This window comes from Citrobacter sp. wls717 (genome assembly GCF_005280955.1).
GTDB classification, from domain to species: domain Bacteria; phylum Pseudomonadota; class Gammaproteobacteria; order Enterobacterales; family Enterobacteriaceae; genus Citrobacter; species Citrobacter werkmanii.
This window is the reverse complement of record NZ_SZWW01000053.1, coordinates 195,929-217,796: the sequence shown is the minus strand read 5'-3', so window position 1 is coordinate 217,796 and position 21,868 is coordinate 195,929. Positions and strand designations below refer to the sequence as shown.

Genomic DNA, 21,868 nt, shown 5'->3' with positions numbered 1-21,868 from the left:
TGTAACCCTTATCTGAATCGATTCGATTGCGGACGACGATTCAAATACATCTTTACGTTGATGTGTTAACGATAATAAAGGAGGTAGCAAGTGACCATTGCTATTGTAATAGGCACACATGGTTGGGCTGCAGAGCAGTTACTTAAGACAGCAGAGATGCTGTTAGGCGAGCAGGAAAACGTCGGCTGGATCGATTTCGTTCCAGGCGAAAATGCCGAAACGCTGATCGAAAAGTACAACGCTCAGTTGGCAAAACTCGATACCAGTAAAGGCGTGCTGTTTCTCGTTGACACATGGGGAGGCAGCCCGTTTAACGCTGCGAGCCGCATTGTCGTCGATAAAGAGCATTACGAAGTTATCGCCGGTGTGAACATTCCCATGCTGGTTGAAACCTTCATGGCGCGTGATGACAACCCGAGCTTTGATGAATTAGTGGCACTGGCCGTTGAAACCGGTAGCGAAGGCGTGAAAGCGTTGAAAGCGAAACCGGTGGAAAAAGCCGCTCCTGCCCCCGTTGCGGCACCAAAAGCAGCAGCACCGGCGAAACCGATGGGCCCGAACGATTATATGCAGATCGGTCTGGCGCGTATCGATGACCGTTTAATTCATGGTCAGGTAGCCACTCGCTGGACCAAAGAAACCAACGTAACGCGCATTATCGTCGTCAGCGATGAAGTTGCCGCCGATACCGTACGTAAAACGCTGCTGACTCAGGTAGCACCTCCGGGTGTGACGGCGCATGTGGTTGATGTCGCGAAAATGATCCGCGTCTACAACAACCCGAAATATGCAGGCGAGCGTGTGATGCTGTTGTTCACCAACCCGACCGATGTGGAACGTATCGTTGAAGGTGGTGTGAAAATTACCTCTGTAAACATTGGCGGTATGGCTTTCCGTCAGGGTAAAACACAGGTAAACAACGCAATTTCTGTTGATGAAAAAGACATCGAAGCCTTCAAAAAACTCAACGAACGCGGTATTGAGCTCGAAGCGCGTAAAGTTTCGACCGATCAGAAACTGAAAATGATGGATTTGATTGCCAAGGCGAAATAATTCCCTGGCATTTACTTAGTTTTCACACTTAAGTCTGTATAGCAATAGGAGAAGTACAATGGAGATTACCACTCTTCAGATTGTGCTGGTGTTCATCGTCGCATGTATCGCGGGTATGGAGTCGGTACTCGATGAATTTCAGTTCCACCGTCCGTTGGTGGCCTGTACGCTTATTGGCGCCGTTCTCGGGGATATGAAAACCGGTATTATCATCGGTGGTACCCTGGAAATGATCGCCCTGGGCTGGATGAACATCGGTGCTGCGGTTGCACCAGATGCCGCACTGGCGTCAATTATCTCTACCGTTCTGGTTATCGCGGGTCACCAAAGCATTGGTGCCGGTATCGCGCTGGCTATCCCGCTGGCAGCAGCAGGCCAGGTTCTGACCATCATCGTTCGTACTATCACCGTAGCATTCCAGCACGCAGCGGATAAGGCGGCCGAAAACGGCAACCTGACGGCGCTCTCCTGGCTGCACGTGTCCTCACTGTTCCTGCAGGCTATGCGTATCGCTATCCCGGCGGTAATCGTGGCGATTTCTGTAGGTACCAGTGAAGTTCAGAGCATGCTCAACGCCATTCCGGAAGTCGTCACCGGCGGCCTGAACATCGCAGGCGGTATGATCGTAGTGGTTGGTTATGCGATGGTCATCAATATGATGCGCGCGGGCTACCTGATGCCGTTCTTCTACCTCGGCTTCGTCACCGCGGCGTTTACTAACTTCAACCTGGTTGCTCTGGGTGTGATTGGCGCAGTGATGGCAATCCTCTACATTCAGCTGAGCCCGAAATATAACCGCGTCGCCGGTGCGCCAGTTCAGGCGGCTGGTAACAACGATCTTGATAACGAACTGGACTAGCAGGTGAGCGAAATGGTTGATATGACTAAAACTACCACCGAGAAAAAACTCACTCCGAGTGACATTCGTGGCGTGTTCATTCGTTCTAACCTGTTTCAGGGTTCATGGAACTTCGAACGTATGCAGGCGCTGGGTTTTTGTTTCTCCATGGTACCGGCTATCCGCCGTTTGTACCCGGAAAACAACGACGCACGTAAGCAGGCTATTAAGCGTCACCTGGAATTCTTTAACACCCATCCGTACGTAGCCGCACCTGTGCTGGGCGTTACGCTGGCGATGGAAGAGCAGCGTGCCAACGGCGCAGAGATTGACGATGGTGCTATCAACGGTATTAAAGTTGGTCTGATGGGACCGCTGGCAGGCGTCGGCGACCCAATCTTCTGGGGTACGGTACGTCCGGTATTTGCTGCGCTTGGCGCTGGAATCGCGATGAGCGGCAGCCTGCTTGGACCACTGTTGTTCTTCATCCTGTTTAACCTGGTGCGTCTGGCAACCCGTTACTACGGTGTGGCATACGGCTACCGTAAAGGGGTCGATATCGTTAAGGATATGGGCGGCGGCTTCCTGCAGAAACTGACTGAGGGGGCGTCAATCCTCGGCCTGTTTGTCATGGGGGCATTGGTTAACAAGTGGACGCACGTGAATATCCCGTTGGTGGTCTCCACTATCACCGGTCAGGATGGTCAGACTCGCGTCACCACCGTGCAGACTATCCTTGACCAGCTGATGCCGGGCCTGGTTCCTCTGCTGCTGACTTTCGCTTGTATGTGGCTGCTGCGTAAGAAAGTGAACCCGCTGTGGATTATCGTTGGCTTCTTCATCATCGGTATCGCGGGCTACGCTGTCGGCCTGCTTGGCCTGTAAGACTGTTGTACACCACCGGGGGCTTGCCCCCGGTTTTTCTATTCAGAGGATTGAGGATTCATGACTATCACGGACCTGGTGCTGGTTCTTTTTATCTTTTCGCTGCTGGCGTATGCCATTTACGATCAGTTCATCATGCCCCGCCGTAATGGCCTTACTCTGCTGACGGTCGCCCTGCTTCCTCGCAGCCGTGTTGACAGTGTTATCTTCATTGGCCTGGTAGCTATTCTTATTTACAACAACGTCACCAGCCACGGGGCGCAATTCACCACGTGGTTATTATGCGCACTGATATTGATGGGGTTGTATCTGTTCTGGATCCGTACGCCGAAAATCATCTTCAAGCAAAAAGGTTTTTTCTTTGCCAACGTCTGGATTGAATATAACCGCATTAAAGAGATGAATTTATCAGAGGACGGCGTGCTGGTGATGCAATTAGAACAGCGGAGATTGCTGGTTCGCGTACGAAATATAGACGATCTTGAAAAAATATATAAACTTCTCATTTCAAATCAGTGAATTAGAAAGATAGCCTGAACTATGTTTTTTATATATTTTTGAAAACAAAACATAGCTAAGGCTATATTACAACGTCCGTAATGTTATTTATTTTAACGTTCTGTTTATAAATAAATCTAAATGAAAATCGTTTTCAATTAGAAGTCAAATATTATTTCCCTGTTTCTTGTTTTATATTCTCAATATATGTTAAGGTTGCGCCCGTCGTTGGGGAGTAGCCGATTTCCAGACTCCGGAAATGTACGTGTCAACATACTCGTTGAAAAACGTGGCGCGTACGGACTGAACATACAGCTTCAGTCAGGCGAGACCATAGGCACATCAACTGCAATGCATACCTGAATGGCACGATATATTTCGTGATTTTAATCTGTGTGCATGGTTACTGGGGGCAGTGATGTGTTTTATGGATACCCCGGTCAGGACGCTGTTATGAATCTCACCGCTACTGTACTTCTCGCTTTCGGCATGTCGATGGATGCTTTCGCTGCATCAATTGGCAAAGGCGCCACCCTGCATAAACCCAAATTTTCTGAAGCTCTGCGCACCGGTCTCATTTTCGGCGCAGTTGAAACCCTGACGCCGCTGATTGGCTGGGGTATGGGCATGCTGGCAAGCAAATTCGTGCTGGAGTGGAACCACTGGATCGCTTTCATTCTGCTGATTTTCTTAGGTGGGCGAATGATAATCGAAGGTTTTCGCGACAACGGTGATGAAGATGAAGAACCGCCGCGCCGCCACGGATTCTGGCTGCTGGTCACCACCGCTATCGCCACCAGTCTCGACGCGATGGCCGTCGGGGTGGGTCTGGCGTTCCTGCAGGTTAACATCATTGCGACTGCGCTGGCCATCGGCTGCGCCACGTTGATGATGTCCACGCTCGGCATGATGATCGGTCGTTTTATTGGTCCGATGCTGGGCAAACGAGCTGAAATCCTGGGCGGGGTGGTACTGATTGGTATCGGCGCCCAGATCCTCTGGGCACACTTCCACGGTTAATTCTGGCGCTGCCAGATGTGAATACTAAAATCTGTCTGGCAGTCAAACGTCGTTTTTCCTGCCAGCGTTTCCCACACTTCCGGTTTTGCCCGCCAGGCGAACGGCGTCATTTGCAGTAATGCAACGGCCTCGCTGCCCTGGAGCTGCATCTGATAGCCCAGCGCAATACTTTGCTGCAGAACAAAACCTTCCAGTTGTTCGGTATGTGGCGCATGCAAACGCACCTCATCATAAATCAGCCCTTTCAGCTCCATTAAATGACGCGGCCCAGGCGTGGCGGTGATTACCCATCCTCCCGGTTTCACCACGCGAGCCAGCTCTTGCGCTTTACAGGGCGCGTAGATCCTGATGATGGCATCCATGGACGCATCGGCAAACGGCAGACGATGGCTGGAAGCCACGCAAAAGGTGACCTGCGGATAACGACGGGCTGCGGCCTTAATCGCCACTTTAGAAACGTCGAGGCCAACGGTCTTGCCGCCAGTCAGCGTATCGGCAAAGGCATGGGTGTAATACCCTTCTCCACAGCCGATATCCAGAATCGCCGCGTTCTCTGAACTCAGCGTCTGCACAAGCACATTCACAATCGCGTCACGCAGCGGTTGATAGTGTCCGGCATCAAGAAACGCCCGGCGCGCCTGCATCATCTCAGCGCTGTCACCCGGATCGCGCGACCGCTTATGCTGAACCGGCAGTAAGTTGACATACCCTTCTTTCGCCACATCAAACTGGTGCCGCTCAGGGCAAATAAAACTGTTTTTCGTTTGAGTAAGAGGCTGGTGGCAAAGAGGACAGGAAAACGACATGACAACTCCGGCAGGTGATTTGAGGGCGCAAGTGTAACGCGAATTGCGCCCCGGGAAAATAACTTACAGCGTCGGCGAGGATACGCTGTCGCCATGCATCACCAGCAGGTGATCGGAGTCGGCAGGCATACCGTCTGGTTTAACATTTTCCAGGCGTAAGACATCACCCATTATCTGGCTGAATACCGGCGCGGAGACGGCGCCCCCATAGTAAGCACCGTTTTGTGGATTATTAATAACCACGACTAAGGCGAATTTCGGGTCGCTCGCTGGCGCAACGCCTGCCGTATAAGCCACGTATTTATCAACATATTTACCATCATCGCCAATTTTTTTCGCCGTCCCGGTCTTCACCGCAACCCGATAATCCCTGACCGCGGCCTTGGTTCCCCCACCGCCGGGTAACGCGACGCTTTCCATCATATGTTCAACCTGATGAACCAGCGCCTCCGGCATCACCCGCGTCCCTATTACCGGCGGATCAATACGCGTGATAGAAAGGGGGCGATAGATGCCAAAACTACCGATGGTGGCATAGACATGCGCCAACTGGAGCGGCGTCACCATGAGCCCATAACCGAATGCAAAGGTGGCGCGATCCAAATCGCTCCAGTAGCGGCGTTGAGGCATTAAACCACTGCTTTCGCCGGTTAATCCCAACCCGGTTGGGTCGCCAAAGCCAAAACGTTTATAGGTATCCAGCAATTTCTGCACCGGCATAGCTAACGACAAGTGCGAAACGCCCGTGTCGCTCGATTTCTGCAAAATGCCGGTCAGCGACAGCTCCGGGTAAAATCCGACGTCGCGAATACGATGCCCGTCGACATTAAAAGGATGGGTATCAATTACGCTGTCCGGTTGCACAATCCCCTGCTGAAGCGCGGTCATGATCACCAGTGGCTTAACGGTTGAACCGGGTTCAAAGGTGTCGCTAATGGCACGGTTACGAAAATCATCCAGTACCGCGCCGTCTCGATTGTTGGGGTTAAAGTCGGGGAAGCTTGCCATGGAGAGAATTTCGCCGGTGTCAATATTAACCAGTACCGCGGCCCCGGATTCCGCTTTATTCCATGTAACGGCATTGTCCAGCGCGTCTTCGGTAACCGTCTGCAAACGCTCATCAATACTGAGTTGTAACTCATGTGCAGGCACCGGCATCACTTCGGTGATATTTTCGATGACATGGCCAAATTTGTCTTTACGGACCAAGCGGGAGCCGGGTTTGCCCATCAACTGGCTATTGAAGCTTTTCTCCAGGCCTTCAATACCCTGGCCATCAATATTGGTGAAACCAATGAGATTAGCCGCAACATGTCCGGCGGGATAAAAGCGGCGTGATTCTTCACGCAGATTGATTCCCGGAAGATTAAGGTTATCGATCCATTCAGCCTGCTGAGGAGAGATCTGGCGCGCCAGATAAATAAAGCGTGCCGCAGGATTACTGTTAACACGCTCAGCCAGAGAACTGAGCGAAATGTTCAGAGTCTTTGCTAACGCCTGCCAACGTTCGTTGTAGCCCACGCCTCCCTTGCTGATAATGGTTTTAGGGTCTGCCCAGACGGCATTCACCGGGACACTTACCGCCAGCGGTCGCCCTTCTCTGTCGGTAATCATTCCGCGTGGCGAGGCAATGGTAACCTCGCGTAACGAACGCATATCTTCCTGTTTTACCAAAGTTGTCGGCGTGACAATTTGTAGCCACGCCACGCGACCCAGCAGCAATCCCAGGCTTAATAATATCGCCACACAAAGCAGGGCAAAACGTACGGGAGTAAAATTGCGCGCATCTATGTCGTTTTTCTTTTTCACCTGGACTCCCGCATGATAGTTTTTCAGGTGTCTGATTTAACGAGAAATGCCGCGAGAATGCGGGGAAAACTATGCTACGAACATCACGCCTTTGCAACAAAGCGCTAATGGATGGGCTTTCAGAAATATTTTGACGTAATTTGAATTAAAAAGCCCCGCATAAGCGAGGCTTTATATCTGAGATGGTTGCGCAAGAGCGCATCAAATCAGTGGTGTCGATCAGATAGCTGTTACGTTTACAGCAGCCGGACCTTTCTGGCCGTCCTGAATTTCGAACTCAACGTTCTGGCCTTCAGCCAGAGTTTTGAAGCCGTTACCCTGGATAGCGGAGAAGTGTACGAACACGTCTTTGCTGCCATCAGCCGGAGTAATGAAGCCAAAACCTTTAGACTCGTTGAACCACTTAACTTGACCTTTAATCTTTGCCATTTGCAAAATTCCTTAGAGTATTTTCTTCGCCCGCGGGCATAACATAGATAAAACTGAGACATTACTGCTTGAGGCACTAATATAAGGTTCGGCAGAGAAGCGGTATTCAACGTCAACGTGTTTACTCAGGACTTCTTTACTGAAAATGCCACACATAAACAGAACTGTACCTCGTTTAACCCAAAACGTGTTATCACATACAACGTAAATAATGGCAAGCCATTTTTAAACGTGTCTCGATCGGTCGCACAAATCCTGTTGTTCATCAAACAACCACTGCACAGTTATGCGCCAGACCGAGCAGAGTTATATTCTCACTTCTCTCCCCTTGCCCCGTCAGGCTTGCACCGTCACAGGGACATTTCTACCATAGCTCAATAGCTTCGGTTGTTCCAGGTTATCTGTCACAGGGGCTGGTGGATATCATTTTTTATGCTTAGTAATGCATAAAATGTCACAAGCGTAAAAATGAGATCCGCCTTCTGGTTTTGCACTAAAATAATGAAAGAATGATGACAATGCACAAAAAAAGTAAGAGAAACGTTTCGCTGTGAATAAGACGATCGCTATCACAAAAATGACATAATCATATTTTTAACGTATGGGAAAATATATTAGATCAGACCGCACATAAGATATTAATTGGATAGAGTATCTGAAAATACTCAGGTGACAGGCGACGCCGAACGCTAATTACGCGGCGAGAGCAGAAGAAAATGATCTGACATGTTGACGACAGGATGAGGTATCTGCGAACCGCATCAGCAGACCTTCACCCTGCCATACTGTTTTTAGCGCTCAGCTACCAGGCGGATGATGTCGTCATCTTCATCCTTCGCAGCAACCGCTGCATGTTCTGCCGTTTTTTCTGGTTCGTTAGCTTCACAAAGGCGACGGAGCAATGCGTTCTGTCTTTTTTGCTGGTCTAACAATGCTTCAAGCAGTTCTATCTGCTCGTTAGTACGCGAACTTGCCCGATTGACGAAAAACCACAACACAAGCCCAACAACCAAAACCACCACCGATACCGCTAAAGACGCAAAACTCAACGCGCCAGAATTCAAAACTTCGTTCATTTCACCACCTCAATGTAGACAGCGTAGTTTACCACTGCCGCACAAGAAGGTAATCAACTGTTGTAAAAATGCGCTTACCAGGGAATAAATTTATTGATGGCACAAATACCGCTGAAAAATTGTACGTCCTGATCGCACATGATGTTAAACACCTGCGCCCACATCAATATGCATACCAGCACGATAACAATCAGTACCACCCAGCGTATTTTTTTCACTCCAGCTCCACTCTTCAACTCTACATCTTATGACTATAAATTATCATGCGTTACCTAAACCCAGCGTTAACTGTAACGGCATTCCATCTTTTTAGGAATGATTGACTTGTTTCATCCCGTGTACAGGCTAATCTACTAATAACGAGAAAAGATAAGAGGTTGTAATGCGTCTGATTATCCGCGCTATTGTGTTGTTAGCTCTGGTTTGGATCGGTTTATTACTCAGCGGCTATGGCATTTTGATTGGGAGTAAAGAGAATGCGGCCGGTCTGGGTTTGCAATGCCAATATCTGACCGCTCGCGGGACCAGCACCGCACAATATGTCCACTCAAACAGCGGCCTTATTGGCCTTTCAGATTGCCCTGTATTGCGGAAAAGTACTGTCGTTATCGATAACGGTTAAGATAGCGGCAATACATTCTCAATGCTATTTGCGCAAAACAGCGTTAATTTTATTCATTAAAAAACCCCAAGTACGCAATACCTGGGGTTTTACACTTAGCGCTATTGCTGCGGATTAGAACGGGTAGTCGTTATAGCCCATTTGTTCAGAAATCTTACGCGCTGCCGTATGCAGCATCGCCACATATTCGTGTAAACGCTCTTCGGAAAAGCGCAGCGTCGGGAATGAGATACTCAAGCCCGCAATCACCACGCCAAAACGGTCAAACACTGGAACACCGATGCAGCGCAGGCCTTCTTCCTGCTCTTCGTTATCTTCGCCGTATCCCTGTTCACGTACTTTATCTAACAATACCAGCAATTCATCAGTATTTGTGATAGTACGGTCGGTGCTGCGTTTATACTCGATGCCGTCAAGAATTTCCTTCACTTCATCGCGGTCACGCCATGCCAGAAGAACTTTACCGATAGCCGTGCTGTACAATGGGTTACGACGACCGACGCGGGAATACATACGCAGATTGTACATGGAGTCGATTTTATGAATGTAGACGATGCTGTCTTCATCCAGCGCACCAAGGTGTACGGTCTCTTTGGTCAAACGTGAAAGTTCACGCATCTGGATGTCAGCACTACGGATCAGATCAACGTTTTGTAACGCGCGCGCACCCAGTTCGAATAATTTCAGGGTCAGGGAGTATTTCTCTGACTCCCCTTCTTGTGCCACATAACCCAGCGTTTTCATGGTCTGCAAAAAGCGATAAACGGTGCTTTTCGACATCATGACGCGTTGCGACAGCTCGGTAATACCAATTTCGCGCTCTTCACCCAGCGCCTGCAGGATGCCAAAAACTTTCAGCACGGAAGATACAGAATCAGGTTGTTTATCCAGATCTGCGATTGCCATTTATCACCTCATTACGAGTGTTTTATAAAAATCAGAACCGGTTTTTATTATAATTTCACGGACCTGCCCTCGCAATCGCTCTTTGCTTACTTAGTTACAAATCTGCGACCTAACGCCTGTATATCAATGCTAAGATTATTATTCTCATCATAATTCCCGATAAAATGACCCCTTATGGAAAAAATTCAGGCTGATGGCCTGCCATTGCCCCAGCGATATGGTGCAATTTTAACCATTGTTATTGGCATCTCTATGGCAGTACTCGACGGCGCAATAGCTAACGTGGCACTTCCGACGATTGCTACCGACCTTCAGGCGTCACCCGCCAGTTCAATCTGGATCGTTAACGCCTATCAAATCGCCATTGTCGTTTCACTGCTGTCACTCTCATTTTTGGGTGATATGTTTGGTTATCGACGCATTTATAAATGTGGTCTCGTCGTATTCCTGCTTGCCTCGCTGTTCTGTGCTTTATCAGACTCGCTACAAATGTTAACTCTGGCCCGCGTGGCTCAGGGGTTTGGCGGCGCGGCGCTGATGAGTGTAAATACAGCATTAATTAGACTTATTTATCCCCAGCGTCAGCTTGGTCGGGGGATGGGAATTAACTCCTTCATTGTGGCGGTATCCTCAGCGGCAGGCCCCACCATTGCCGCGGCGATCCTCTCTATCTCGTCATGGAAATGGCTGTTTCTGATTAACGTCCCGCTGGGAATAATTGCCCTGCTGCTGGCTATGCGCTTTTTGCCACCTAATTCGTCCCGCAGCAATAAACCACGCTTTGACCTGCCGAGTGCAGTAATGAATGCCTTAACGTTTGGCCTGTTAATTACCGCGCTCAGTGGGTTTGCGCAAGGGCAGTCGCTAAAATTGATTGGCACCGAGCTTGTGGCGCTTATCGTGGTCGGTTTTTTCTTTATCCGCCGCCAGTTGGCGTTGCCGGTACCGTTATTACCGGTTGACCTGCTGCGCATTCCGCTGTTTTCACTCTCGATTTGCACGTCAATCTGTTCATTTAGCGCGCAAATGCTGGCGATGGTTTCTCTGCCCTTCTTTCTTCAAACCGTGCTCGGTCGTAGCGAAGTCGAAACGGGCCTGCTATTGACCCCATGGCCGCTGGCAACCATGGTGATGGCACCGCTGGCCGGATATCTTATCGAACGCGTCCACGCGGGCCTGTTAGGTGCACTGGGTATGGCCGTGATGGCAAGCGGATTATTTGCCCTGGTGTTACTTCCCTCTGCGCCCTCCGATATTAATATCATCTGGCCGATGATATTGTGCGGCGCGGGTTTTGGTCTATTTCAGTCACCGAATAACCACACCATCATCACCTCCGCACCGCGTGAACGCAGCGGCGGGGCGAGCGGGATGCTGGGGACTGCGCGCTTGTTAGGGCAAAGTACCGGCGCGGCACTGGTGGCGTTAATGCTCAATCAGTTTGGTGACAACGGAACACATATGTCGCTGATAACTGCGGGTGTACTGGCAACGGCTGCCGCCATAGTGAGCGGCTTACGTATCATGCAGCCGCGCGTTCAGGCATAAAAAAAGCGCGTCTGACGACGCGCTTTTTCTTCCAGACTTCTTCGGGTTACTTCAGGTATTCCCCACTACGCAGCGCTTCAATACGCTTATCCAACGGCGGGTGAGTCATAAACAGCTCACTCAACGATTTGGATTTACCGTTGATACAGAACGCCATCATGCTGGTGGCTTCCTGCGGTTCATAGCTGGTTTTCAGACGCTGCAACGCGGCGATCATCTTCTCACGGCCGACCAGTTTGGCAGAACCGGCATCCGCATGGAATTCACGGTGGCGTGAGAACCACATGGTAATAATGCTGGCCAGAATACCAAACACCAGTTCCAGCACCGTCGCCACCGCAAAGTAGATTAATGGGTTACCGTTGCTGCCCTCGCCCTCATCGCGGTTACCGCCCATAAATCCGGCGGCAATTTGCGCCAGAATACGGGAGATAAAGATAACGAAGGTGTTGACCACCCCCTGAATGAGGGTCATGGTCACCATATCGCCATTGGCAATGTGGCTGATCTCGTGCGCGATAACTGCTTCGGCTTCGTCCGGGCTCATGTTTTGCAACAGGCCAGTACTCACAGCCACCAGCGAAGCATCCCGGCGCGCACCGGTAGCAAACGCGTTAATATCTGGCGCATGGTAGATTGCAACCTGCGGTATAGCGATACCCGCCTGACGGGCCTGATTCGCTACCGTATTCATCAGCCAGCGTTCTCTTTCATTACGGGGCTGTTCGATCACTTCCCCGCCAACGGACTTTAACGCCATCCATTTGGACATCAGCAGCGAAATGAAGGAACCACCAAAACCAAACAGCAGTGCCATGATCAACAAGCCTTGAACGCTGCTTGACTGAATCCCTGTCAGGCTCAATACCAGCCCGAAAACGACCATCACAGCCAGGTTCGTCAGCAGGAAGAGCGCGATTCGCATCATAATTTTCTTTTAACCTCAATTTAACAAAACGCACTATGCGATTACCCATATCGTATGGGTCTTATGGCTATTTTCAAGCATCCATAGGTGCTAAGTCACCAGAAAGACACAACTTTACATTTTATCGTATCAGACTGACGTCTTCATGCGGTTGTTAAAAAAACAGGCACAATTTCTTGTGCCTGTTGGAGGTTATTGACTGGTTGCGGGCTGTTCCGCTGGCTTCTCTTTTTCAAGATGCGCCAGGTCGAGCGCTATTTTTACCGTTTCATCCAGATACGGATCCGGCTCCTGGTAATCTTTCGGCAGATCGTCCAGTTTCTTCAACAATGGTTTGCCTTCACGCTTAAACCGGTCGTTGATGCGCGCCAGACGCAGTGCATCATCTTCGTTATTCTCTTTCTCACGCTGAGCGTAATTCAGAGAAGCAATGCTGCGCTTATCCTTCATCGCATTAAATCGCGCAATGTCCTTCATGATGTACTGGAACTCAGGATCGTTCGCAATACGTGCATTGTGCTCTTTTAGCAATTCAGGTCCAAATGGCGTCAGGTTATCAGACTTTGTATAGGTTGCCGCATCAATGCTATCCCACGGCAGCGCGTTATCTTCAAACTTTTCACCGGTTTCAGTTTCTTCATTACCTGTCGGCATGATGATATCCGGCGTAACGCCCTTACGCTGTGTACTGCCACCATTTACACGGTAGAATTTCTGGATCGTGTACTGAACGGAACCCAGCGCTGGCCATTCCGGACGCAGCATCTGATCGTAAATACGGTTCAGAGAACGATACTGCTGTACGGTGCCCTTCCCAAAGGTCGGTTCACCGACGATCAGCGCACGGCCATAATCCTGCATTGCCGCGGCAAAAATTTCCGATGCCGAGGCACTGAAGCGATCGACTAACACCACCAGCGGACCTTTGTAATACACAACACCGTCGGTATCGCTGTCTTCACGCACTTTGCCGTTATTGTCACGAACCTGAACCACCGGGCCGGAAGGAATGAACAGACCAGAAAGCGAGACCGCTTCGGTCAGTGCGCCACCACCGTTAGTACGCAGATCGATAATCACGCTGCTGACATTCTGTTTTTCCAGTTTCTGCAGCTGAACTTTTACGTCATCCGTCAGGCCAACATAGAAACCAGGAATATCCAGTACGCCGACCTTTTCTTTGCCAACGGTTTTCACAGACATTTTAACAGCGCGGTCTTCGAGACGAATGCGTTCACGCGTTAGCGTGACAATGCGCGTCTTGGTGCCTTTACCAGCAGGCAGGATTTCGAGGCGAACTTTGCTGCCTTTAGGTCCTTTGATCAGCGCCACAACATCATCCAGACGCCAGCCAATCACATCGACCATGCCTTTTCCGGTCTGGCCCACGCCGACAATACGGTCGCCAACGCTTATCGCTTTGCTCTTGGCTGCCGGGCCGCCTGCCACCATGGAGTTAATGACGGTGTAGTCATCATCCATTTGCAGAACTGCGCCAATACCTTCCAGAGACAAGCTCATTTCAGTATTAAACTGTTCTGTGTTGCGCGGAGAAAGATAGTTAGTATGCGGGTCTATTTCACGAGCAAAAGCCGTCATCGCCAGTGAGAACACATCTTCACTGTTCGTCTGCGCCAGGCGGCGAATGGCAAATTTATAGCGACGTGTCAGCGTTTCGCGAATTTCCGCATCGGTTTTACCGGTCAGCTTCAGGCTGAGTTCGTCAAATTTTACTTTGCCGTCCCACAGCGCATTGAGCTCTGCTTCGCTCTTCGGCCACGGAGCTTTGCTCCGGTCGAGGTTAAAGGTGTCAGTCCCGGTAAAATCCATTGGACGCGCCAGCACGCTTAGCGCGTACTGATATCGTTCAAATCGGCGTTTTTGCGCCAGATTATAAAGATCGTAAAAGACATCCAGCTTGCCCGTGCGCAGTTCATCGCCGAGGACAGTTTTCTTTTTTGCATACTGTTCGATATCGCTCGCCAACAGCACGTTATGGCTGTAGTCGAGCAGATTCAGATAGCGGTCAAAAATTTTTGCCGAAAACGCCTGATCCAGATCGAACTGGCGATAGTGTGAACGTGTAAAACGTGAAGTTACACGTTCACTCACCGTCGCATGCTGGGTTTCTTCCTTTAAAACGGGGATTTGATCGGCACGCGTGATGTCTTCTACAGCAAGTGCCTGGCCTGCTAATGCAAGCAGACCAGCTAACGCAGTAAGCCTAAAAAAAGTGTTCATGCCAGGCCTGGCCTCCGTTTCAGAACACCAGGTGTTCTGCGCGTACAATCAAAGACATACCCGAATTCAGCTGTACACGGACGCCATCTTTGGTGATTTCTAATACGGTGGCATCCATCGCATTATTACCTGCTTTCACCTTCAAGGACTGCCCTACCGTCAGCACTGAAATATCAGATACCGGGGTATGCTGTTCTTCACGAGGAGCACGCGGTGCTTTTGCTGCTGGTTTTTCAGCGCGAGGTTTACGTTCAGCCCCTTCTTTACGACGCGGAGCAGGACGCGGCTTACGCTCGCGACGCGGTGCGTCTTCTTTTTCGCCGGCAGCAGCGGCCGCTTCGCGTTTTTTCGCCTGTTGCTCTGCACGTTGCGCCTGAACGCGAGCTTTAGCTTCTTCCAGCTGTTTGCGAGCATGTTCAACATGTTGCTCATCCAACTCACCACATGGGTTGCCGTCGAGATCAACACGCGTTGCGCCCAATTTAACGCCATACAGATAGCGCCAGCTTGAAGTATAGAGACGTAAGGCAGAACGGAGCTGTGTCTTGCTGAGGTTCATTTCGCCCTCAACACGCTCTACCAAATCCTGAAAAATGCCAATTTTCAGTGGGCGCGCTTCGCCTTCAGCACTAAAACACTGCGGGAAGCGTTCGGCCAGAAACGCGATGACTTCTTTACTGCTATTCAACTTAGGTTGATTTTCCATGAAATTTCCTGATTACAACGGACGTAGCCAACAAGCGCAGGCATGAACAGGCGACATTATAATGACGTCATCAGTAATTGCTACGTTATCCGTTGATTATCCTGCGACGCTCGCAAAGAATTTTTTGTAATCCGTCGTTGCAAGCACGGTTTCAAGCTGTGCCACAAGCGTACGCAGCCCCTGTTCGTCTTCTTCAGTGAAGCGACCAAACGCAGTGCTATCAATATCCAGCACGCCGATTATCTGATTTTCAACGGTAACAGGCAGAACGATTTCCGCGTTGCTGGCGGCATCGCATGCGATGTGCCCGTCAAACGCGTGCACGTCTTCGATACGCTGCACCTGATTGCGCGCCACCGCGGTACCGCATACACCACGCCCTACCGGGATCCGCACACAGGCAATTTTGCCCTGGAAAGGGCCAAGTACCAGAGTCTCGCCCTCAAGCAGGTAAAAACCGGCCCAGTTTACTTGTGCAAGACGCTCGTACAACAATGCGCTGGTATTTGCCAGCGTTGCCAGAAAACTGGTTTCACCTGCCATTAATGCCTGAAAATCACGGTTCAGATCCGTGTATAGCTCTGATTTGTTCATTATGTAATCACTTAGTTGTCTTACTTAAAACTGCAGCCTACTAAAATAAACATTAAATGCGTTAATGCTCAAGATCATTCCCGTCATGAGTTAAGATAACATTACTTCAACATTTTGATACGCGATACATGGCCCTTACGACATCACGCATCACGCCAACTAAAAAAATAGCCATCAGGTCTATCGGCGAGGCACTACCGCGTGCACATTATCATCGTTGTCCTGAATGCGACCTGATATTTAGCTTGCCTAAAATGCGCTCGCACCAAAGCGCATTCTGCCCACGCTGTCAGGCAAAAATCCGTGACGGACGCGACTGGTCCTTAACGCGGCTGGCAGCAATGGCAGTCACCATGTTGCTGCTGATGCCCTTCGCCTGGGGAGAGCCGCTGTTACATATTTTTTTGCTCGGTGTACGCATTGACGCCAATGTGATGCAGGGTATCTGGCAAATGACCCGCCAGGGTGACCCACTCACCGCATCTTTCGTGCTATTTTGCGTTGCAGGCGCGCCGATTATTCTCGTTACCTCAATCGCTTATCTGTGGTTTGGTAATATTCTCGGGATGAACCTGCGTCCGGTGCTACTGATGCTGGAAAGGCTCAAAGAGTGGGTGATGCTCGATATCTATCTTGTGGGTATCGGCGTCGCGTCAATTAAAGTTCAGGACTATGCTTATTTGCAACCTGGGGTGGGACTGTTTGCTTTTATTGCGCTGGTGATCCTCAGTATCTTGACGTTATCGCACCTCAACGTAGAACAGCTTTGGGACCGTTTTTACCCACAAAGGCCTGCTCGTCGGCCCGATGAAAAGCTTCGCGTTTGCCTTGGTTGCCACTTTACAGGGTATCCGGACGCCCGCGGTCGCTGCCCTCGTTGCCACATACCGTTGCGCTGGCGCAGAAATCAAAGTATTCAAAAATGTTGGGCTGCTCTGCTGGCCTCGATTGTCCTGCTGCTGCCTGCTAACCTCCTGCCTATCTCGATTATTTATGTCAATGGCTCCCGGCAGGAAGACACGATCATGTCAGGCATACTGTCTCTGGCGAACAGTAATATCGGCGTGGCGGCGATCGTGTTTATTGCCAGTATTCTGGTGCCATTCACCAAAGTGATTGTGATGTTTACGTTGCTCATCAGCATTCATTTTAAATGTGAGCAAGGATTGCGTACCCGCATCAAACTACTGCGCATAGTGACCTGGATTGGTCGCTGGTCAATGCTGGATCTTTTTGTTATCGCTTTAACCATGTCGCTGATTAATCGCGATCAGATACTTGCTTTTACTATGGGACCGGCTGCGTTTTATTTCGGCGCAGCGGTAATATTGACTATTCTTGCAGTGGAATGGCTGGACAGCCGCTTACTTTGGGATGCACATGAGTCAGGAAACGCCCGCTTCGCAGACTGAAGCGCAGATTAAAACAAAACGTCGTATCTCCCCGTTCTGGCTGCTGCCGTTCATCGCATTGATGATTGCAGGATGGCTTATCTGGGGAAGCTATGAAGATCGCGGTAATACCGTAACCATTGACTTTATGTCGGCGGACGGCATTGTGCCTGGCCGTACCCCTGTTCGCTATCAGGGCGTCGAAGTGGGCACGGTGCAGGACATCAACCTCAGCAAAGACCTGCGTAAAATTGAAGTCCGCGTCAGCATCAAATCAAATATGAAAGATGCACTGCGCAAAGATACCCAGTTCTGGCTGGTCACGCCGAAAGCGTCACTGGCGGGGGTTTCCGGCCTGGATGCGTTAGTTGGCGGCAACTATATCGGCATGATGCCCGGAACCGGCGAGCCAGAGGATCATTTCGTCGCGCTCGATACGCAGCCGAAATACCGTCTGAACAATGGCGATTTGATGCTGCACCTGCGGGCCCCCGACCTCGGTTCGCTTAATAGCGGCTCGCTGGTTTATTTCCGCAAAATCCCGGTAGGTCGGGTCTATGACTACACCATTAATCCAAATAATCAGGGCGTAACCATCGACGTGCTGATTGAACGTCGCTTTACCAATCTGGTGAAAAAAGGCAGTCGTTTCTGGAACGTATCAGGGGTAGACGCGGATGTCAGCCTCAGCGGCGCCAAAGTGAAACTGGAGAGTCTGGCTGCGCTGGTAAATGGCGCCATTGCCTTTGACTCACCGGAAGATTCGCAACCCGCCGTTGCCGACGACACGTTTGGTTTGTATCAGGATCTCGCACACAGCCAGCGCGGCGTGATCGTTAAGCTCGACTTACCCAGCGGCGACGGACTGAAAGCAGGCTCAACTTCGCTGATGTATCAAGGATTAGAAGTCGGTCAACTGACCAAACTGGATTTAAATCCGGGCGGGAAAGTCACCGGCGAGATGACGGTCGATCCCAGCGTCGTCACACTATTGCGCGACAACACGCGTATTGAATTACACAGCCCTAAATTATCATTAAGCGATGCGAATCTCAGTTCGCTGCTGACGGGCAAAACATTCGAACTGATACCTGGCGAGGGCGAGCCGCGTAACCAGTTTGCGGTGATTCCTGCGGAGCAATCATTGTTACACGATCCGGGCGTCATGACGCTGACGCTGACCGCGCCAGAAAGTTACGGTATTGATGCCGGCCAACCGCTGATTCTTCACGGCGTACAGGTCGGTCAGGTGATTGAGCGCACGCTCTCCAGCAAAGGCGTTTCGTTTACCGTCGCCATCGAACCGCAGCATCGCGCGCTGGTGCAAGGCGACAGTAAGTTTGTGGTCAACAGTCGGGTCGATGTCAAAGTTGGGCTTGATGGCGTGGAGTTTCTTGGCGCCAGCGCCAGTGAGTGGATCAGCGGCGGCATTCGTATTTTGCCTGGTACAAAAGGTGAAATGAAAAAAAGCTACCCGCTGTATGCCAACCTGGAAAAAGCGATTGAGAACAGCCTGAGCGATCTGCCAACCACCACGGTCAGCCTGAGTGCCGAGACGCTACCGGATGTGCAGGCCGGTTCGGTGGTCTTATATCGTAAATTCGAAGTCGGTGAAGTGATTAGCGTTCGTCCACGCGCCGATGCGTTTGATATCGATCTGCATATCAAACCGGAATATCGCAACCTGCTGACCAGCAACAGTGTGTTCTGGGCCGAGGGCGGCGCCAAGGTTCAGCTTAACGGCAGCGGTTTAACCGTTCAGGCTTCTCCCCTGTCGCGAGCGATTAAAGGCGCAATTAGCTTCGATAACCTGAGCGGCGCCAGCGCCAGCCAACGCAAAGGCGACAAGCGGATTCTGTATGCGTCAGAAACCGCTGCGCGTGCGGTGGGCGGCCAGATAACCCTGCACGCTTTCGATGCCGGTAAACTGGCGGCCGGGATGCCGATTCGCTACCTGGGAATCGATATTGGCCAGATCCAGACGCTTGAGCTGATCACTGCCCGTAACGAAGTTCAGGCCAAAGCGGTACTGTATCCGGAGTACGTACAGACCTTTGCGCGTAGCGGCACACGCTTCTCCGTAATTACCCCGCAAATCTCAGCAGCCGGCGTGGAGCATTTAGATACCATCTTACAGCCGTATATCAACGTTGAACCTGGCCGCGGTAACCCGCGCCGTGATTTTGAGCTGCAGGAAGCTACTATCACCGACTCTCGTTACCTCGATGGTCTGAGTATTGTGGTGGAAGCACCGGAAGCGGGTTCATTAAACATCGGTACGCCAGTTCTGTTCAGAGGTATTGAGGTGGGGACCGTCACCGGGTTGACGCTCGGCTCCCTTTCCGATCGCGTGATGATCGCTATGCGCATCAGCCAGCGCTATCAGCATCTGGTGCGTAACAACTCTGTATTCTGGCTGGCATCCGGCTACAGTCTCGACTTCGGCCTGACCGGCGGCGTCGTGAAGACCGGTACCTTTAATCAGTTCATTCGCGGTGGGATCGCCTTTGCAACCCCGCCGGGTACGCCACTGGCCCCGAAAGCACAGGCTGGTAAACACTTCCTGTTGCAGGAAAGCGAACCGAAAGAGTGGCGTGAATGGGGAACCGCCCTGCCACGATAACCTCTCCCTTTGCTCCGGCGTGCTCGCGCCGGAGCACTTATGCTACACTGCGCTCCTGTTTTTTTGCCGGTGGTACCAAGTGGCTTATTTTCCCGACGCCTTTCTGACACAAATGCGTGAAGCAATGCCTTCCACGCTCTCATTCGATGATTTTCTCGCTGCCTGCCAGCGTCCGCTGCGCCGTAGCATCCGCGTCAATACGCTGAAAATCTCTGTTGCCGATTTCCTCACTCTGACAGCGCCATATAACTGGTCGCTCACCCCTGTTCCATGGTGTGCTGAAGGCTTCTGGATTGAACGCGATGATGAAACGTCACTGCCGCTCGGCAGCACCGCAGAACATTTAAGCGGCCTGTTTTATATTCAGGAAGCCAGCTCAATGTTGCCAGTCGCCGCGCTGTTTGCCGATGGCAATACCCCGGAACGCGTAATGGATGTCGCGGCAGCTCCCGGCTCCAAAACCACGCAAATTGCCGCCAAAATGAATAATCAGGGCGCGATTCTGGCAAATGAGTTTTCCGCCAGTCGCGTCAAAGTCCTGCATGCCAATATCAGCCGTTGCGGTATCAACAATGTCGCCCTGACCCATTTTGACGGGCGGGTATTCGGCGCGGCATTACCAGAAACATTCGATGCCATATTGCTGGATGCTCCATGTTCCGGCGAAGGCGTGGTACGTAAAGATCCCGATGCGCTGAAAAACTGGTCCATAGAAAGTAATCTGGAAATTGCCGCAACCCAGCGTGAGCTCCTCGACAGCGCATTTCACGCTCTGCGTCCCGGCGGCACATTGGTTTATTCAACCTGTACGCTGAACCGTGACGAAAACGAAGCCATTATGCAGTGGTTGATTGAAACCTACCCGGATGCCGTTGAATTTTTACCGTTGGGCGATTTATTCCCGGAGGCTGAACACGCCCTGACGCCGGAAGGATTCCTGCATGTGTTCCCGCAGATCTACGATTGTGAAGGATTCTTCGTCGCGCGTTTGCGCAAAACGGCCGCCATTCCTGCACTACCCTCACCGAAATATAAAGTGGGTAACTTCCCGTTCAGCCCGCTGAAAGGACGTGAATCCGCGCTTGTTACCCAGGCCGCTAACGCCTGCGGATTACAATGGGCAGACAATTTACGCCTGTGGCAGCGCGATAAAGAGATCTGGTTATTTCCGACAGAGATTGAACCCCTGATTGGCAAAGTTCGTTTTTCCCGCCTCGGGGTTAAACTGGCTGAGACCCACAACAAAGGGTATCGTTGGCAGCATGAAGCCGTCATCGCCCTCGCCGATCCAGGCCACAGCCATGCGTTCGAACTGAGCCTTGCCGAAGCGGAAGAGTGGTATCGCGGTAGAGATGTTTATCCGCAAACTTCACCCACAACTGACGACGTGTTGGTTACCTTCCAGCATCAGCCGATCGGCCTGGCAAAGCGTATTGGATCGCGATTGAAGAATAGCTATCCACGCGATCTTGTCCGGGATGGCAAACTCTTTACAGGATAACGCACGTTTTGACTGGCGCTTTTGCTAACGTTGACTACGCTGAAAAATGGACGACCTAACTGGTCGTACCACAATCAGCAGATAAACGGAGAGCACGATGATGAAAACCAGTGTGCGCATTGGCGCTTTTGAAATCGACGACGCCGAGTTGCATGGCGAATCGCCGGGGGACCGAACGTTAACCATTCCATGTAAATCCGATCCGGATTTATGTATGCAACTGGACGCCTGGGATGCCGACACCAGCGTCCCGGCCCTTCTGAATGGAGAACATTCTGTTCTGTTTCGCGAGCACTACGATCGTAAGTCAGATGCCTGGATCATGCGCCTTGCCTGATTCAAAAAGAACCCGTCGCCAGACGGGTTATTTCCTGGCTAATTTCCCTCATCTATC

General features: G+C 51.0%; 22 protein-coding genes and 1 riboswitch. Of the genes, 11 read left to right on the top strand and 11 right to left on the bottom strand.

Translation table 11 applies throughout. The features are described 5' to 3' along the window. The first annotated feature begins 90 nt into the window (after positions 1-90). The 5 genes from manX to mntP all read left to right on the top strand — a co-directional run bounded on the left by manX (position 91) and on the right by mntP (position 4,294). Entirely contained in the window at positions 91-1,053 is a 963-nt protein-coding gene (gene manX, locus FDX09_RS21105; RefSeq protein ID WP_005122176.1) for a PTS mannose transporter subunit IIAB, read from the top strand. A gap of 58 nt (positions 1,054-1,111) precedes the next feature. Further along, positions 1,112-1,912: a PTS mannose/fructose/sorbose transporter subunit IIC gene (locus FDX09_RS21100; protein ID WP_005122174.1), complete on the top strand. Its 801-nt coding sequence runs from the start codon at positions 1,112-1,114 to the stop codon at positions 1,910-1,912. 12 nt (positions 1,913-1,924) lie between these two features. After that, a complete protein-coding gene (locus tag FDX09_RS21095; RefSeq protein WP_006684184.1) occupies positions 1,925-2,776 on the top strand; it encodes a PTS mannose transporter subunit IID in 852 nt (283 codons plus the stop codon). Between the two features lie 60 nt (positions 2,777-2,836). Then, a complete protein-coding gene (locus FDX09_RS21090) occupies positions 2,837-3,295 on the top strand; it encodes a DUF986 family protein (protein WP_038641277.1) in 459 nt (152 codons plus the stop codon). A gap of 197 nt (positions 3,296-3,492) precedes the next feature. Continuing rightward, positions 3,493-3,597, top strand: a riboswitch (yybP-ykoY riboswitch). Positions 3,598-3,727: 130 nt separating this feature from the next. Next, positions 3,728-4,294, top strand: coding sequence for a manganese efflux pump MntP (gene mntP, locus FDX09_RS21085; RefSeq protein ID WP_038641279.1), 567 nt, complete (start codon positions 3,728-3,730; stop codon positions 4,292-4,294). Here mntP and rlmA read toward each other — a convergent pair. From rlmA to mgrB, 6 genes are all read right to left on the bottom strand, one after another. Continuing rightward, positions 4,291-5,100 (bottom strand): 23S rRNA (guanine(745)-N(1))-methyltransferase, encoded by an 810-nt coding sequence (gene rlmA, locus FDX09_RS21080; protein ID WP_137347818.1) that lies wholly within the window; start codon positions 5,098-5,100, stop codon positions 4,291-4,293. The genes mntP and rlmA overlap by 4 nt on opposite strands. A gap of 63 nt (positions 5,101-5,163) precedes the next feature. Continuing rightward, a complete protein-coding gene (gene ftsI / locus FDX09_RS21075) occupies positions 5,164-6,909 on the bottom strand; it encodes a peptidoglycan glycosyltransferase FtsI (RefSeq protein WP_137347817.1) in 1,746 nt (581 codons plus the stop codon). A gap of 219 nt (positions 6,910-7,128) precedes the next feature. Beyond that, entirely contained in the window at positions 7,129-7,338 is a 210-nt protein-coding gene (gene cspE, locus FDX09_RS21070) for a transcription antiterminator/RNA stability regulator CspE (RefSeq protein ID WP_001062678.1), read from the bottom strand. Between the two features lie 12 nt (positions 7,339-7,350). Then, positions 7,351-7,494, bottom strand: a complete 144-nt coding sequence (locus FDX09_RS21065; RefSeq protein ID WP_006684179.1) for a DUF2627 domain-containing protein — start codon at positions 7,492-7,494, stop codon at positions 7,351-7,353. 635 nt (positions 7,495-8,129) lie between these two features. Further along, positions 8,130-8,414 (bottom strand): YebO family protein, encoded by a 285-nt coding sequence (locus FDX09_RS21060; protein WP_137347816.1) that lies wholly within the window; start codon positions 8,412-8,414, stop codon positions 8,130-8,132. A 74-nt stretch (positions 8,415-8,488) separates the two neighbouring features. Then, complete coding sequence (mgrB, locus tag FDX09_RS21055; protein ID WP_038641290.1) at positions 8,489-8,632, bottom strand: PhoP/PhoQ regulator MgrB; 144 nt, start codon at positions 8,630-8,632, stop codon at positions 8,489-8,491. A gap of 164 nt (positions 8,633-8,796) precedes the next feature. Here mgrB and FDX09_RS21050 point away from each other — a divergent pair, with 164 nt between their 5' ends. Then, entirely contained in the window at positions 8,797-9,036 is a 240-nt protein-coding gene (locus FDX09_RS21050; RefSeq protein WP_038641292.1) for a YobH family protein, read from the top strand. A 114-nt stretch (positions 9,037-9,150) separates the two neighbouring features. Here FDX09_RS21050 and kdgR read toward each other — a convergent pair whose 3' ends face one another. Continuing rightward, positions 9,151-9,942 carry a DNA-binding transcriptional regulator KdgR gene (gene kdgR, locus FDX09_RS21045; RefSeq protein WP_006684175.1) on the bottom strand — a complete coding sequence of 264 codons (792 nt, stop codon included), beginning with the start codon at positions 9,940-9,942 and terminating at the stop codon, positions 9,151-9,153. 174 nt (positions 9,943-10,116) lie between these two features. Between kdgR and FDX09_RS21040 the strand changes: the two genes are divergently transcribed. Further along, positions 10,117-11,490, top strand: a complete 1,374-nt coding sequence (locus FDX09_RS21040) for an MFS transporter (RefSeq protein ID WP_137347815.1) — start codon at positions 10,117-10,119, stop codon at positions 11,488-11,490. A 46-nt stretch (positions 11,491-11,536) separates the two neighbouring features. On the opposite strand, the gene htpX is transcribed toward FDX09_RS21040, so the two are convergent. The 4 genes from htpX to FDX09_RS21020 form a co-directional block, all read right to left on the bottom strand. After that, positions 11,537-12,418, bottom strand: coding sequence for a protease HtpX (htpX, locus tag FDX09_RS21035; RefSeq protein WP_137347814.1), 882 nt, complete (start codon positions 12,416-12,418; stop codon positions 11,537-11,539). A 192-nt stretch (positions 12,419-12,610) separates the two neighbouring features. Beyond that, positions 12,611-14,659, bottom strand: coding sequence for a carboxy terminal-processing peptidase (gene prc, locus FDX09_RS21030; RefSeq protein ID WP_069324696.1), 2,049 nt, complete (start codon positions 14,657-14,659; stop codon positions 12,611-12,613). A gap of 19 nt (positions 14,660-14,678) precedes the next feature. Beyond that, complete coding sequence (gene proQ, locus FDX09_RS21025; RefSeq protein ID WP_003833781.1) at positions 14,679-15,365, bottom strand: RNA chaperone ProQ; 687 nt, start codon at positions 15,363-15,365, stop codon at positions 14,679-14,681. A gap of 96 nt (positions 15,366-15,461) precedes the next feature. Next, positions 15,462-15,959 (bottom strand): GAF domain-containing protein, encoded by a 498-nt coding sequence (locus FDX09_RS21020; RefSeq protein ID WP_038641301.1) that lies wholly within the window; start codon positions 15,957-15,959, stop codon positions 15,462-15,464. A gap of 128 nt (positions 15,960-16,087) precedes the next feature. On the opposite strand from FDX09_RS21020, the gene yebS reads away from it, so the two are divergent. The 4 genes from yebS (at position 16,088) to FDX09_RS21000 (ending at position 21,811) form a co-directional block, all read left to right on the top strand. Next, positions 16,088-17,371 (top strand): membrane integrity lipid transport subunit YebS, encoded by a 1,284-nt coding sequence (yebS, locus tag FDX09_RS21015; RefSeq protein ID WP_038641303.1) that lies wholly within the window; start codon positions 16,088-16,090, stop codon positions 17,369-17,371. Then, a complete protein-coding gene (locus tag FDX09_RS21010; protein WP_038641305.1) occupies positions 17,340-19,973 on the top strand; it encodes a PqiB family protein in 2,634 nt (877 codons plus the stop codon). The genes yebS and FDX09_RS21010 overlap by 32 nt, the downstream gene beginning before the upstream one ends. Before the next feature lie 79 nt (positions 19,974-20,052). Continuing rightward, positions 20,053-21,474: a 16S rRNA (cytosine(1407)-C(5))-methyltransferase RsmF gene (rsmF, locus tag FDX09_RS21005; protein ID WP_137347813.1), complete on the top strand. Its 1,422-nt coding sequence runs from the start codon at positions 20,053-20,055 to the stop codon at positions 21,472-21,474. Between the two features lie 100 nt (positions 21,475-21,574). Then, the gene (locus FDX09_RS21000; RefSeq protein ID WP_029139506.1) at positions 21,575-21,811 is read left to right on the top strand and encodes a YebV family protein; all 237 of its coding nucleotides are present in this window, start codon (positions 21,575-21,577) and stop codon (positions 21,809-21,811) included. Positions 21,812-21,868: the final 57 nt, after the last annotated feature.

Coding starts and splice junctions, on each gene's coding strand:
- mntP (WP_038641279.1), top strand. CDS start 3,728: ATGAATCTCACCGCTACTGTACTTCTCGCTTTCGGCATGTCGATGGAT.
- FDX09_RS21100 (WP_005122174.1), top strand. CDS start 1,112: ATGGAGATTACCACTCTTCAGATTGTGCTGGTGTTCATCGTCGCATGT.
- proQ (WP_003833781.1), bottom strand. CDS start 15,365: ATGGAAAATCAACCTAAGTTGAATAGCAGTAAAGAAGTCATCGCGTTT.
- yebS (WP_038641303.1), top strand. CDS start 16,088: ATGGCCCTTACGACATCACGCATCACGCCAACTAAAAAAATAGCCATC.
- cspE (WP_001062678.1), bottom strand. CDS start 7,338: ATGGCAAAGATTAAAGGTCAAGTTAAGTGGTTCAACGAGTCTAAAGGT.
- prc (WP_069324696.1), bottom strand. CDS start 14,659: ATGAACACTTTTTTTAGGCTTACTGCGTTAGCTGGTCTGCTTGCATTA.
- FDX09_RS21000 (WP_029139506.1), top strand. CDS start 21,575: ATGAAAACCAGTGTGCGCATTGGCGCTTTTGAAATCGACGACGCCGAG.
- FDX09_RS21065 (WP_006684179.1), bottom strand. CDS start 7,494: ATGTGTGGCATTTTCAGTAAAGAAGTCCTGAGTAAACACGTTGACGTT.
- FDX09_RS21095 (WP_006684184.1), top strand. CDS start 1,925: ATGGTTGATATGACTAAAACTACCACCGAGAAAAAACTCACTCCGAGT.
- kdgR (WP_006684175.1), bottom strand. CDS start 9,942: ATGGCAATCGCAGATCTGGATAAACAACCTGATTCTGTATCTTCCGTG.
- rlmA (WP_137347818.1), bottom strand. CDS start 5,100: ATGTCGTTTTCCTGTCCTCTTTGCCACCAGCCTCTTACTCAAACGAAA.
- FDX09_RS21050 (WP_038641292.1), top strand. CDS start 8,797: ATGCGTCTGATTATCCGCGCTATTGTGTTGTTAGCTCTGGTTTGGATC.
- FDX09_RS21020 (WP_038641301.1), bottom strand. CDS start 15,959: ATGAACAAATCAGAGCTATACACGGATCTGAACCGTGATTTTCAGGCA.
- FDX09_RS21090 (WP_038641277.1), top strand. CDS start 2,837: ATGACTATCACGGACCTGGTGCTGGTTCTTTTTATCTTTTCGCTGCTG.
- FDX09_RS21010 (WP_038641305.1), top strand. CDS start 17,340: ATGAGTCAGGAAACGCCCGCTTCGCAGACTGAAGCGCAGATTAAAACA.
- FDX09_RS21040 (WP_137347815.1), top strand. CDS start 10,117: ATGGAAAAAATTCAGGCTGATGGCCTGCCATTGCCCCAGCGATATGGT.
- htpX (WP_137347814.1), bottom strand. CDS start 12,418: ATGATGCGAATCGCGCTCTTCCTGCTGACGAACCTGGCTGTGATGGTC.
- FDX09_RS21060 (WP_137347816.1), bottom strand. CDS start 8,414: ATGAACGAAGTTTTGAATTCTGGCGCGTTGAGTTTTGCGTCTTTAGCG.